The sequence below is a fragment of the Marinithermofilum abyssi genome, from assembly GCF_014641195.1.
GTDB lineage: Bacteria > Bacillota > Bacilli > Thermoactinomycetales > DSM-45169 > Marinithermofilum > Marinithermofilum abyssi.
In genome coordinates this window covers 22,777-36,129 of sequence record NZ_BMHQ01000014.1, presented here as the reverse complement: position 1 = coordinate 36,129, position 13,353 = coordinate 22,777, and the positions used below count along the sequence as shown (strand labels likewise).

At 53.3% G+C, this 13,353-nt stretch carries 10 protein-coding genes; 2 read left to right on the top strand and 8 right to left on the bottom strand.

Annotation, left to right across the window (positions count from 1 at the left end):
- Nucleotides 1-239: 239 nt before the first annotated feature.
- The 3 genes from IEW70_RS15890 to IEW70_RS15880 form a co-directional block, all read right to left on the bottom strand.
- Nucleotides 240-1,745 carry a family 10 glycosylhydrolase gene (locus IEW70_RS15890; protein WP_188648904.1) on the bottom strand — a complete coding sequence of 502 codons (1,506 nt, stop codon included), beginning with the start codon at nucleotides 1,743-1,745 and terminating at the stop codon, nucleotides 240-242.
- A 23-nt stretch (nucleotides 1,746-1,768) separates the two neighbouring features.
- Complete coding sequence (gene dacB / locus IEW70_RS15885; protein ID WP_188648903.1) at nucleotides 1,769-4,648, bottom strand: D-alanyl-D-alanine carboxypeptidase/D-alanyl-D-alanine endopeptidase; 2,880 nt, start codon at nucleotides 4,646-4,648, stop codon at nucleotides 1,769-1,771.
- A gap of 252 nt (nucleotides 4,649-4,900) precedes the next feature.
- A complete protein-coding gene (locus tag IEW70_RS15880; protein WP_188648902.1) occupies nucleotides 4,901-5,803 on the bottom strand; it encodes a hypothetical protein in 903 nt (300 codons plus the stop codon).
- Between the two features lie 330 nt (nucleotides 5,804-6,133).
- On the opposite strand from IEW70_RS15880, the gene IEW70_RS15875 reads away from it, so the two are divergent.
- Together IEW70_RS15875 and IEW70_RS15870 are read left to right on the top strand one after the other, a co-directional pair.
- Nucleotides 6,134-6,529, top strand: coding sequence for a fluoride efflux transporter FluC (locus IEW70_RS15875; RefSeq protein ID WP_188648901.1), 396 nt, complete (start codon nucleotides 6,134-6,136; stop codon nucleotides 6,527-6,529).
- Nucleotides 6,529-6,891: a fluoride efflux transporter FluC gene (locus IEW70_RS15870; protein ID WP_188648926.1), complete on the top strand. Its 363-nt coding sequence runs from the start codon at nucleotides 6,529-6,531 to the stop codon at nucleotides 6,889-6,891. Before IEW70_RS15875 ends, IEW70_RS15870 begins: the two co-directional genes overlap by 1 nt.
- 220 nt (nucleotides 6,892-7,111) lie before the next feature.
- Here the strand turns inward: IEW70_RS15870 and IEW70_RS15865 are convergent, their stop codons facing one another.
- The 5 genes from IEW70_RS15865 to IEW70_RS15845 all read right to left on the bottom strand — a co-directional run bounded on the left by IEW70_RS15865 (nucleotide 7,112) and on the right by IEW70_RS15845 (nucleotide 13,350).
- Nucleotides 7,112-7,756, bottom strand: a complete 645-nt coding sequence (locus tag IEW70_RS15865; protein ID WP_188648900.1) for a flavin reductase family protein — start codon at nucleotides 7,754-7,756, stop codon at nucleotides 7,112-7,114.
- Between the two features lie 34 nt (nucleotides 7,757-7,790).
- A complete protein-coding gene (locus IEW70_RS15860) occupies nucleotides 7,791-8,951 on the bottom strand; it encodes a homogentisate 1,2-dioxygenase (RefSeq protein ID WP_188648899.1) in 1,161 nt (386 codons plus the stop codon).
- A 182-nt stretch (nucleotides 8,952-9,133) separates the two neighbouring features.
- The gene (gene mobB, locus IEW70_RS15855; RefSeq protein ID WP_188648898.1) at nucleotides 9,134-9,655 is read right to left on the bottom strand and encodes a molybdopterin-guanine dinucleotide biosynthesis protein B; all 522 of its coding nucleotides are present in this window, start codon (nucleotides 9,653-9,655) and stop codon (nucleotides 9,134-9,136) included.
- Between the two features lie 113 nt (nucleotides 9,656-9,768).
- Entirely contained in the window at nucleotides 9,769-10,779 is a 1,011-nt protein-coding gene (locus tag IEW70_RS15850) for a glycoside hydrolase family 15 protein (protein WP_188648897.1), read from the bottom strand.
- 174 nt (nucleotides 10,780-10,953) lie between these two features.
- The gene (locus IEW70_RS15845; protein WP_188648896.1) at nucleotides 10,954-13,350 is read right to left on the bottom strand and encodes a sugar phosphate nucleotidyltransferase; all 2,397 of its coding nucleotides are present in this window, start codon (nucleotides 13,348-13,350) and stop codon (nucleotides 10,954-10,956) included.
- Nucleotides 13,351-13,353: the final 3 nt, after the last annotated feature.

Here is a 13,353-nt window from a genome sequence, read left to right as displayed (position 1 = left end):
GACAAAATTTGCAGAGGCATTGTACTCCTAGAACCTACGTTTTCTCCTTTCAAATTAATCTCTGGTTCGTTTTGATCGCAGGAGATCAAGGTAAGCTTCTAAGTAAAACCCTTCTTTCTCTTCTTCGTCCTCATCCCGAAAAGGACGGACATTCCAAGCAATGCCCGTCGACCTTCCGACCGCTTCTGCGGTCTTTTTTGACCAGGAAATCCCCCCGACAGATTCGGAGGGATATACCATCACTTCTTCCGAATGTTCACTTCCGATACACGCCCCGCCTTAACAATGACAGACCGGGACAGGGAATTGGAGCCCGATTTCACCTGAACCACATAATACCCCGGCGCAAGATTTGCTTTTCCGAAAAATCCGTTTCCACCGGTTCGAACCCGGTACTCTTGTTGGTGATCCCCGCGAATGATCACTTCCCGGTTGTCTGCGATATCGTCATTTATCACTAGCCGACCCATGAGATAGCCTTTTGTCGGCTGCGATTTCCACGACATTTCGGGCACTTCCGCCTTTTCTGAAAATACGGGTTGACCATAAGGGCTTTCCTTACTGAGGGCACGAAAGAAGTCCAAACTGGGAACTCCGTCCTTATTGGTGACCGCATAGCTGTAGAGGCTGACCCCGGCCAGGCGGTTCCCGGCAGCGGAAGGAGCCATTGCCCTGCGGATCTGGGCGAGACTGCCTTCTACAGCATTTAGGTAAATCCCGGGCCCGGCTGCGATGTGCCGCTGATGTTGATGGTCTTTCTCCCAGGCGATCCACTGGTCAAACCATTCTTTTTGCAAGGGAACATGTTCCCTGTTATAGTTCATGGGAATCGCCATATCGATGATCCCCTCTTCCAGCCAACCGTTCCAATCTTGCAACACTTGCTGATAGGGAGCCGACTGTCGGTATTCTTCCAACGTGGAGGGACCTTGTTGCCAGGCGATCACCGCAGCGGATACTTTGACGTCTGGACGAACGGCGATGGAGCGGAGATAAACTTGCCGCATCAGATGATCCACCTGCTCCCGCCGCCAGGCTTTCCACCGGGGATCATCGGGAGCCGGCTTATCGGCGGTGCCCGTTTGCTTCTGGTAGTGTTCCAACGCCGTCGGGTTATACCCCCAGTCGGGGCCCATGTACCGGACCAGATCCAAGTGGATACCGTCTACTGCATAATGCCGGACTACGTTCACATACTGGTCCGCGGTATAGTCCAGGGCATCCGGATGTCCTGGATCCAGCACATAGTCCGCCCCGTTTCGGTTGACACCATCTACCCGTTCCATTAGCCAGTAATCCCTCCCCACCGTAGAGGGACCGTGTTGGTTGAACACATGCCGATCCGACAGCGGCGGTGTTTCCGAATTCCAGATCGGCAAAGTGGCCAGCCAAGCATGTACCTCGATCCGGGGTTGGGAGGCATGGGCTTTTTGAATCAGATCAGCCAAGGGATCATACCTCGGCTGCAACCTAGGATCTTGGGTGCGGGGCTCCAATGCCTGGTTGAAGTAGGCGTCTCCCCTCCGCCGCACTTGTACGATCACGGCATTGGCATTGGCCTCTTTCACATCGGCAAGCAGCTTGTCCACCTGATCCGGGGTTTTCACCCCGTCATGAAAGGCATCCACCCAGAATGCACGGAACGAACGATTGGACTCCTCCGCATACCCTGCCGCCGAGCCCCAGAAGGAAAACAACAGCCCCATCACACTCCACAGCACCCCGTTTTTTTTACCCCATCCCATGAAGATCCTCTCCCTTTTTCCTTTTAGCGAGATCCTCGGGAAAACTCCGCCAACGCCTGTCCGATCCGATCCTGCAGGGACCGCTCCGAAGCTTCCGTATATCCGTTCATCACAATGGCATAAGCCAAACGTTCCCCGTCACGGGTCGTTACATAGCCGGACAACGAACTGACATGGGTCAATGAACCGGTTTTCCCCCGGAGATTTCCCTGGGCAGCGGTATTTTTCATGCGGTTTTTCAAGGTGCCGTCCACCCCTGCAACGGGGAGAGACTCATAAAAGGGAGCAAACTCCTTTTGCTTCGTCATCGCGGTGAGCAAGGTGACCAATTGTTCCGGGGAAAACAAGGTATACCGAGTCAAACCGGAACCATCTTCCATTTGGTAAGGCGAGGTGAACCCTATTTTCTTCAAATGCTGCTCCACCACCCGCAGCCCTGCGGCAGTTGTACCTTCCCTTTCCTTTCTGTACCCGGCGGTTTTCAGCAACATCTCGGCATAAAAGTTGTCGCTGTTTTTATTGAGGTAACTAACGATCTCTGCCAGCGGCGGAGAAGTATATACGGCGATCGGTTCCGCTCCCCTCGGCAATGTATTGGATGTGACCCGGGAAGAATCGGAAAGGATCACTCCTTCTTTTTCCAGATTCTCTTTTAACACGGTCATCACGTACAAGTGGGGATTTTCCACAGGAACCCGGGTGTAATCCCCTTTGAAATCGACGGGGATGCTTCCGGTGAGCCGAATGGTGTTGCTCCCCCGATCCCGTTGGATGCGCAACGTGTTCTTGGAACCGGCAGTGCCCGTCGTCACTTCATTAACTACCCGGACGTAGTTGGTTTTCGGAGTCAGGTTCAGTTGAATGGGATCGCCCGGCTTCTCTCCCGGCAAATAATCGAAGCGAACGGTGCCCCGATTCATGGTGAGGGCCGTAATCTGTGGCTGGTAGTAGTCACTCTCGTTATCCCAGGCCCAGCCCTTGCCGTATACCGCATCGGAAAAAGCAGACGTATCCGCCACCAGATTCCCTTCAATCCGCCGTATCCCCGCCTTCTGGATGTCTTGGACCACCTGCTCCAAAGTAGGTCCTTCCTGCACTTGCAGGGAGCCTTCCGTGGACCAGGTGGGATCTCCTGTCCCTTGCAGTACCAAGTCCCCTTTTAAAACCCCCTGTTCCACCGGGCCTGTTCTGTATAGCCTCGTCTCGTAGCGGGCATCCGACCCCAACGCTTCCAACACCGCCGCTGAGGTAAAAAGCTTGGTGTTGGAGGCGGGAGTCATCAAGCTCTTCGCATTTTCGTCGTAGAGCGTTTCCCCGGTATTGACCGAACGGACAGCTACCCCGTAAATGATCCCTTTATAGGCGGGATCTTTAAGGATTGGATCCAGTGTTTCGTTCAAGGGGAGCTTGGGATCGGGAGACGGAGGACCGGGATCCGGGACATCCGGATAGGAGGCAATCGTTTCTCCCATCTCATCCACCAGACGGCGGGCATCTTCCGACCGGTTTACCCCGTTGATCATAATGGAAAAAGCCAGCTTCTCCCCATTCTCTGCGGTTACCAAGCCGGTCAAACCGCCGATTCCTTCAGCTTCCGAGGGGACGGCCTGCAGACGCCCCTCGGCGGCTGATCCTGTCATCCGTTCCTGCAGCGGTCCTTTTTCCCCTGCTGTTGGCAACAAAGAAAAGTACCGCCTACCTTCCGGATGCTTGTCCATTCCTTCCATCAGATGAACCAGGTGGCAGGGAGAGACCACATTCATCCGGGAAAATCCGGAGCCATCTTTTTGCTGCAGATTGCCGGCATCGGGAATGGCCAATCGTTTCGTAAAATCTTGTACCGCATCAATCCCTTTTTCTGCGCTTCCGACCTGCTTCTCTTCCGCCCCCAGCTGCTTTAACAGCATCTCGGCAGCCAGGTGATCATCCTTGTGGATCATCTCTCTCAACCAGAAATCCAGGGAAGGAGAAGAGAGTTGGACTACTGCCTCGCCCCAATTAACTGTGCCCCGAATCACCCGGGAAGCATCCGAAAAAACAATCCCTTGCTCCTCGAGGGCGTGTTTCATCACATGACCGGTAAACAGGTCCGGCTCCTCCACCGTTCGTTTCACCCGTACAGGTCTGTGAAACAGCCCGATTTCTCCGGTAATCACCAGTTCATTGCGCGCCCGGGTCCGTTCGACGCGAATACTGTCGTCCGTTCCCAAAACCGTTTGCGCCCGATTGACCACCCGCATATACTCGGGTGCAGGCGAGACGTTCACCTCGGGAGGTTCCCGCCAGTCGCCAGGGTTTACCGTTACATCCACCGTATTTCCGTTTACACCCAAAGCTCCTATTTGTGCGCTGTAGGAGAAGGGTTCTTCATCCCACATCCAGCTCTCTCCCAGACGAATCCGGTCAAAGTGTGTATCATCCACGACGAGGTTTCCTGTGATCCGGCGCACTCCCTTCTGTTTCAATCCTTTCGCCAAGCGCTCAAGATCACGGGTTTCTACAAAGGGATCTCCCCTCCCTTCCAGAATCACATCCCCCGTCAATGTTCCATCCCCGCTCACCTTGCCATCCACAGACAAGCGGGTGGAAGTTTTCCAATCCTTTGGCCAATGGTCCACCGCTGCAGCCGCAGTCAACAACTGGACCGCCGAGTCCGGCACAAAGGTTTGCTCTGCCCGATGAGCTGCCAACACTTTTCCGTTGGAAAGGGAATCCACTTCAAAACCGACGACCATTCCCTCGGCTTCAGGAGATTGTTTCATTTTCTGGATCTCGAGTAACAGTGCATGCTGCAACCGTTCCTCTGGAGGAGCCGCTGCTGTGGTACTTAAGGGCACCGCTATCCCCGACAAAGCCAACACAACCGTCAACCACAGGACGAGCCAACGAAACTTCCTTTTCATCGTCACCCCTCCTACTCTCTTGCTTTTATCTTAACAAGATTCAGAGGAAAATATTGTCGGATGGTGTTTGTTGTTTGAAAATTTAATCCGATGTACAAAAAAACACCCCATTAGGAACTACAGATTGACGACAAACCTCTTGAAAACAGCAAAAAGCTCTTCTACCCGTCGTTCCTGGGCAGAAGAGCTTTTACTAGACTTTGTCATCATTTTGATCCTTTCTATGTCCAACAGCCCGTTCGTGACGAGTCGTCATCCCAAATGGGCAGTGGATTCCTCATACTTCGGTTCCGCATCTTGCTGCGCTGAAGTTACCGCATTCCCCGCAATCACGGCAGCAGGCATAATCACCCGGCGGCGGCTTTCCTGGATCCAGGGGGCATAGAAGCTGTACCGGCGTCCGGCCATGTTTTCACCGTAGACGATCCGCCCCTTGTCCGGATGGGTCAATGCCACACTGACTCCCAATGCGTCCTGGGCCGCCCGTTCAATCACGAGATCCACCCAACCTGACATCTGAAACAGCCGTTTCACTTCTTTGATCACAGGCTGCACCGTACGGGTCAGATACAACTCCCATAACAATGCGTGTTCCCGGGGTTGACGGCGGGCATCCGCAAGTGCCGGCATCGACGGCGGCCAGTCGAATCGAGGATGTTGTGCCCGGATTTCCGGCAAGGTCAAAATGCCGCACAGGTTGTGAATATAGCCTCGGGTTTCCAAAAACCGTTTCTGTTCGGTCGTCCGGCACAGCACCCCTACTCGCCCGCCAAGCGTAACAGCGGTCTCCATCATGGCCAAACCTACCGTGTCCACGGCCTCACCCTGAATACCGTAATAGAGCAGCACACTCTCTCCCCGTTCCATCTCCGCCTGTTTCAGCATCGCTTCCGACGATTTCGTTCCCGGTTTCCCCATAAAGGTGTAATGATGCCCCTTGGTTCCTGCTCCCAGAACGACGGTTCCCCCTGGGGCCAGCATTTGAAAAGCGCGGGGAAACCGGTTTTCTCCCCCTGTCCATTGTACCTGTTCGGCCAACTTGTTTTCTTCGTCCAACAAGGCACACCCCATCTCTTCCCATTTGCGCCAGCGGGAAGGATCTCCCGGAACTTTGGTATACATTCCGCGGTATTTCAGGGTTTCCGGCTGTTGCATAACGTAACCCTCCCAAAAATCGTTGTAAATGGAATGGCGGCATGATTGTATTAGTACAATTTCCGTCTTTGTATTTGTGTTATATAATACACATGTGAAACAAAATATGCAAGGGCTTTTTTGTTTATTTTCAGATTTTTTTCACCCGATTTTTACACAAATTTAAGGGAGGAGTGTTTGATCCTCCCGTCTCAAATAGGCTACACTGAAGGTGAAAGGTGTGGGTATGGGTCCCCATCCTTTGCCAGATGACAACTCCTGCCGGCGGGGGCAGGAGTTGTCTGTTGTGGATCCAATATGACGCATAAGATAAACGGGAGCGTTGAAACCATGCAGATATTGGCCATCGGTTGTGCCGGTGTAATCGGCGCATGGCTGCGATACGGTTTGGGCCTGGTTGTGATAGGCGGGTGGGTTGCTGGTTTTCCGTTGGCTACATGGATCGCCAATGGGATCGGGTCCTTTGTTCTGGGATGGTGGAACACGAGCCGCTGGGCCAAAGCTTTGCCGGAATCGGTTCGAAGCAGTGTCGGAACGGGGTTGATCGGATCCTTTACCACCTTTTCCACTTTCAGTGTAGAAACTCTCCAGCTGCTCCAAAACGGACGTTGGGCGATCGCCGGGTTATATCTGTTCCTCAGCTTTGCAGGAGGATTGGCAATGGCTTGGCTCGGCTTCCGCGTCGGACTTGGTTCCCGTCCTGCTGAAAAGGAGGGACTAACTTGATGTGGCATGCACTGCTGGTTGGCTTCGGAGGTTTTTTGGGTGCGATCGCCCGTTTCACTCTCACCCACTGGGTGAAGAGACGATGGTCTGCGCAGATTCCCTGGGGCACCCTGACCGTCAACTGGATCGGGTCTCTTTTACTCGGAGGGCTGTGGGGAATCGGCGTTTCCACCACCGCCATGCTGCTTCTGGGGACTGGATTTCTCGGCGCTTTTACCACGTTTTCCACCCTAAATTGGGAAAGCATTCAGCTTGGAAGACAACAGGAACGAATCGCCCTGTTCACCTATCTGCTTCTGACATACGCAGGCGGACTTTTTTGGGCGTGGGTCGGCTGGACAGGGGGAGACTTACTCCCCTGACAACAGGTGCAATACCCAGTGGACTCCTTCTTGCTGATCCGCGCTCCGTTCGGTTTCTGGGCGACCAGTACCCGAGCGGCGTGTTGGTAAGGAACCCCGCTTGAGTTGCAGTCAAAGATAATCTCCTCTTTTTATAGAGTCCTTTAGTATCAACCGTATAGAAGGAAATTTTTGAACATTCATCAAAAAAGGCAACGGGTTGAATCCGTTGCCCAATTTTTCATCTTTCTTTCTTCTGTTCCACCCACTCTGCATATTTCTGACGGGGCAAGGAGAACGTCTCACCCACCTTGCCATAGGTGACACCGGCCAGACGGCCCACCGGGTCCAAACGGGCTGTGTCGATGCGTCCTGCCTCATACAACGCATCATCGATATGGAACATCACCACTTCCCCGATAACCACATCGGCATTGGGCGCACCGACGGTCCCGCCCATCGGCAGAATTTGATGCAGCCGACACTCCATTTGGATCTTCGTTTGGGCGATGCGGGGCACCCGTACTTTTTCGCTGGGCAAAAGATCGAAGCCGACTGCTTCCACCTCGCTCACATCCGGGGGGAAATCCGTAGAGGTCTGGTTGACCTGACGGACATTCTCCCCGTCCACCACATGGATGACATACTCCCCGGTTTCGGCAATATTGCGGGCGGTATCCTTGGGGAGATTGCCGGGTTTGCGCATGCAGGTAATGCTCACCATCGGCGGATCATCGCTCATCACGGTGAAAAAGCTGAAGGGAGCGGCATTCACCACTCCCCGCCGGTTCATCGAAGTGACAAAAGCGATGGGACGTGGCAGGACACTGCCGATTAACAACTTGTAATTGGCCAACTTTTCCTGCTGTTTCGGATCGATGTTCATAGTGCCACATCCTTTGTCGTGAAAATCGGGTCTGTTATGGGAGCCAGCTGTACATGTAGTCCGGGTCTTCCACTTGCAGCGCCGCTTGGGTCACATGGAGGGGGCGGAAGGTGTCGATCATCACCGCCAACTCCTCCGTCCGCTCTTTTCCGATGCTGGCCTCTGTCTTCCCCGGATGGGGACCGTGAGGGATGCCGCTGGGATGAAGGGTGATGGAACCTTCCCGCACTCCTTTACGGCTCATAAAGTTCCCATCCACATAATACAACACTTCATCGCTGTTTACATTGCTGTGGTAATAGGGCGCCGGAATCGCTTCCGGATGATAATCATACAGCCGCGGCACAAAGGAACAGACCACAAAATTGGGTCCGGCAAAGGTTTGATGCACCGGTGGCGGCTGGTGAATGCGTCCCGTGATCGGCTCAAAATCGTCGATGTTGAAGATCCAGGGATAAAGATAGCCGTCCCATCCCACCACATCAAAGGGATGAAAATCATAGGTGTAGGAATGAAGGGCATTGCGTGCTTTGACCCTCACTTCAAAGCTTCCTTCTTCCAGCCAGGTGTCCAGCCGTTCAGGGACACGAATATCCCGTTCGCAATAGGGACTGTGTTCCATCAATTGACCGAACTCATTTCGGTATCGCTTCGGAGGCGTGATCTCTCCCGTGGTCTCAATCACCAGAAAACGGCTCCGTTCACTTTTCATCTCCAACCGGTAGGTGGTTCCCACAGGAATCACCATATAATCCCCGGGCCTATAGGTCAGTGTACCGAAAACGGTTTGCAGCTCCCCTTCCCCTTCATGCACAAACAGCACTTCATCCCCGTCGCTATTGCGGAAAAAGTAGTCCATCGGTTTTGTGGGGGCTGCTACCCCGATCACCACATCCTCATTGGCTAACAGATATACACGACCGTCTACCGGGTCGTTTTTCTCCGGCTGTGCCACGTCAAAACTTTTCAGATGACGATGGCGGTTAGCCCCGGACTCCTCCACGGGAATCGTCCAATCGCGCACTTTTTCCACCCGGCTCACCTGCGTCGGCGGATAGTGATGATACAGTATGGATTGGATCCCGGAAAAGCCCTTGGTTCCCATCACTTGTTCCCGGTACAGCGTGCCGTCCGGCTTGCGGAACTGCGTGTGACGCTTCTGTGGAATATTGCCCAACCGATGATAAAACGGCATCTCCCTCTCCCTTTCATCCGAGTTTTCACTACCGCTTCAAGGGTATTGTACCAGAAATGCCGAAAAAGACTGAGAACTCCCTGCAACGCGTTTCTCTGATGAAGAAAGCCCCTTACCTACAGCCTCTCTATTCAACCTTCTGATCAAGATGCATCTCTTATCAAGATAGGATGTATTGGAAGTCACCCTTCTCCCCGCTTTCTTCCTCCATCATGAATGATTGGAAGCAGTACCTCCTTCGCGATGCGATCCAACTCGTCTTCCCCGTACTGATCCCACGGAAGATCAGGGAATCTCTTTTCCACCACGATACCGCGAATATTGGTCAGTTGTTGAAGTAACGGGAGGTCTTCCGCGCCTCTCATCATGACCAGCTTGGGGTAAGAGAGCCACTTATACCCCTCCACCAGGACAATATCCAGATCGGCAAAGTAAAACAAACATTCTTCCAATGCCAGCGTTTGTGAAAAAAAGACAGCTGCTTGATTGGCAGCGAGGAGTGCCGTCCGGTGTGCTCCCGATTGCCGGTGCTTCCAGGAGTCTTTACCAGGCTTGTCCATTTCCATTTCCCGATGGTGATGTTTGATGGTTCCTACCCGAAAGCCTAGATCGGTCAAATGAGACACCAGACTTGTGAGCAAAGTTGTTTTGCCGGAGTTGGAGTAGCCCACGATTTGGAGAACAGGAGGAGGCGAAAAAGACATCGTACATTCTCATCCTTTCATTCCCGCCATGTTTCTTATTATCCATGAAACTGCAACTTATCTAAACCGTTCATGGAAAAAACCCCCGATAACGGGGGCACTCCTGTCGAGCTTTATTCCGCTCCTACCAACGCCTCTTCCGGCATATGCTTCTGCAACAGTGATACCATGGATACCGCCCAAGCCAACGGGGTATTTCCGTTGGGCTGATCGGTTCCCCCGATATACAACTCGGGAATCCGGCCATCCTCTGTAAGAATCTTTTTGGTTTTGTTCCAGTACTTTTCCCTTTTGGCTGCGTTGCCAAGCACCGAGTAGCACAGACCCAGCCATGGAAAACCGAAACACCATTCCGCCTCGCTGCCGCCGTTGTAATATTGATCACCCTGATAGCGAATACAGCCGTAGGTCCGTGCCAGTTTGCCTGTCACTTTCACCAGGATGCGATGGGCCATTTGCCGATCCACCACCTGATAGGGATAGATCAAGGACAGCAATGCCAGGTCCGTTTCCTTGGTAACGCTTTCTCGCGGCAGTAACAGTTGGAGCGTGTTTTCACCTTTGTGAATCAGCTCATCCGGAACATCCACCAGCAGACGAACCGCCTTCATACCGGCCACACACGCTCCTACACTGGAAGCGTGCACCTCCATGTTTTCTTCCCACATGCCGTTATCCGCGTGATCCCAGTATTCTACACACCCCAGATAACGAACCAACTTCTGAAGGATTTCCCGATCCTTCTCATCACGTAAAACAGGCTTGCCTTGGCGTACACCTTGTGCCGCCCCCCATAAAAATGCCCCGATGGCATCGTTTTGCGCATGACCCCATGGCTCATCGATTTCCGTGAGATCCTTCCGATACCGGGCGTGGATATACTCATATAGATAGATGGGTTTCTTCTTGGTGTGAATGTCAATCTTCCACTCGTATTTGCGGAACAGATCCAGCAACGCGTGATAGGCTTTCTGATAACGAGTGCAATTGGTTGTCAGGTACGGTAACACCGTATACACCACGTCACGGATCCACACATAAGAGTAATCCTTGGAAGGGCTGGCGATATAGGCTCCGTTGGGCAGGCGCATCGTCTCGAGCACCTCGTGCAACTGTTTCAACATGGACACCTCTCCCTTCACCCTCCATTATGGACACCTCGGCCTCCATGAAAACCTTTACTGTCTTTATACGTACCCCAAACACTCCTTGTCACAATCCTCGAAAAAAAATGAGCGCCCAAACAAAAAACCCCCACCTAAGTGGAGGCAGCATACATGAATGGCTCGTCGTTTGCTTTACCGCTGATGGAGTAATATTTTTTCCTTATACATCGCTACCAGCGCATCTGCCGCTTCTGCCGTTGTTCCTTCAGCCACGACCTGGAAATACGCTTTTTCTTCATCGGGCAAAATCAGCGCCCATCCGTTTTCCATCAATACTTTGATGCCGTCGATCAGCTCCAGACGGCGCCCCTTCATCTCTTCCATCAGCCGGCGCATGACCCGGCCCTTGGCCTCGACGGGGCAAGCAACCCGTTCTGTCTGCATATGGACCAGCGGCAACGCTTCGATAATCTGTTGCAACGTCTGCTTGCGTGAAGTGCTGTAGGCCAGCAACGCCGCCAAGGTGCTGCAAGCATCGAAAAAGATTTGCACACCCCGCCGGCTGCCCGGGGAAAGGATGGCCCGTTGATTTCCTTTGGTGCGGAGGGTTTGAATTCCGGATTGCTCCAACCACTCTTCCAAGGCGGAAGGAGCGGTGACGGGAACCGGTACTTGCTGTTGACGGGAGACTGCCAACAGGGTTTGGAGCATGACCGTTTCTGCTTCGGTCACAATACGCCCCGTCTCCGTAAACAAGGTAAAGGATTGTGCACTCCCATCGATAGCAATCCCCAGGTCGGCCCTGTTGTCTTTTACTTCCTGACTCAGCTGACCGTTTCCGCCGATCACAGTCACCACACGGCAGCCCAACTCGCCCAAGAGCGGTTGCACGACAGAGAATACCCGGGAATCTGCTGCATACAAGACCACTTTGATCCCGTGTTCCCGGATGGCTGCCACATCCACCTCCTGCAGCACTTCCCGCCGATACGCTTCCATCATCCCATTCACTGGCTCCAAACATCCGTAACCTCCTTCTGCAGGACGCAACGCTTCCTCCTGCAGAAAGGCGTTCTCTATTTTTCGTTCCCACCCTTTGTCAATAGGAAGCCCTTGATGATCGAAGAACTGCAGCACCACTTTTTCTTCGCCGGCAACAGAAGATCTCCGCAGATGAATGCCTGCGTCACAAGAGAGATGTAAAACGGTAAACCGTGCGACGGGTGCAGGCATCTCTCCCCCGTCCCGGACATGATGCCCTGCAGCCAACAGGCTTGCCGTGACCGCATATCGCAAAATCCGCCCAAAATCATCCCCATCCGTAGTAACGGCAATCACGGAGCCTTTTTTGAACAGGGAAGCAAAAGCCGCAGCAATTTTGCCCGCTTTTTCCGGGGTGAGGTCCATATTGATCAAGCCGCTGATCCCGTCACTGCCGAAAAGTTCCGCTTCGGCCCCCTGTTCCCATACCAAGGATGACGAGAGAACTGCCGAAGGGGCTACCCGTTTTTCCGGCCACAATTTTACTCCCGATCGCAGCCACGCCATCTCGCCGATCCTACTGTTGGTACCGACGACGGATTCTTCCGCCAACCGGGCTCCGGTCCCAATACGAACATCTTGGGTAACGGTCGTACCGGACAAGGATGCTGCCTCCCCGATATACGTCCGGTTCCACACCACAGAGCGCAAAATCTCGGCACCGCTTCCGACCCGGTTATGACGACCCAAGACGGCATAAGGACCCACTTTGGCTCCCGGTTGGATCACAGTCCCATCTCCAATCATCACAGGTGCCGTGTACTCCGCTTCGGTATCCAGCGAGCAATCCTGTCCAACCCAGACCCCGGGCTGGATTTCCGTCCCCGGGATTCGAACATTCACACGGCCGTCCATCATATCCAGCTGCGTTTTCCGGTATTGGGTCAAATTGCCGATATCAGACCAGTATCCCTCCGCCTCATACCCGTACAAAGGCAGTCCCTGATCCAGCATCATCGGAAACAAATCTTTGCTGAAATCAAAAACCTCTCCACGATTAAAGAGGGAAAGAATCTCAGGCTCCAACACATAAATCCCCGTGTTGACCGTATCGCTGAAGACTTCGCTCCAACTCGGTTTTTCCAGGAAGCGGATGATTTTTCCTGTCGCATCCGTCATCACAACGCCGTATTCCAAAGGCACTTCCACCCGTGTCATCACCAGGGTTCCCAGAGCCTGTTTTTCCCGATGGAAGGCAATCGCTCTTTCCAAGTTAAAATCCGTCAGAGCATCCCCGCTGATCACGATAAAGGTGTCATCCAGAAACGATTCCGCATTTTTCACACTGCCCGCCGTGCCCAACGGGGAAGATTCCTCAAAATAGTGCAGACGGACGCCGTAATCGGAGCCGTCTCCAAAGTGACTTTGGATGACTTGAGGCAAATATTGCACAGTGACGGCGATGTCCGTAATACCGTAACGCTTCAGCAGCTCTATGATGTACTCCATGCAAGGCTTGTTCAACAACGGCACCATCGGTTTGGGGAGTCGGCTTGTTAACGGACGCAGACGGGTTCCTTTTCCACCAGCCATGATTACAGCTTTCATCCA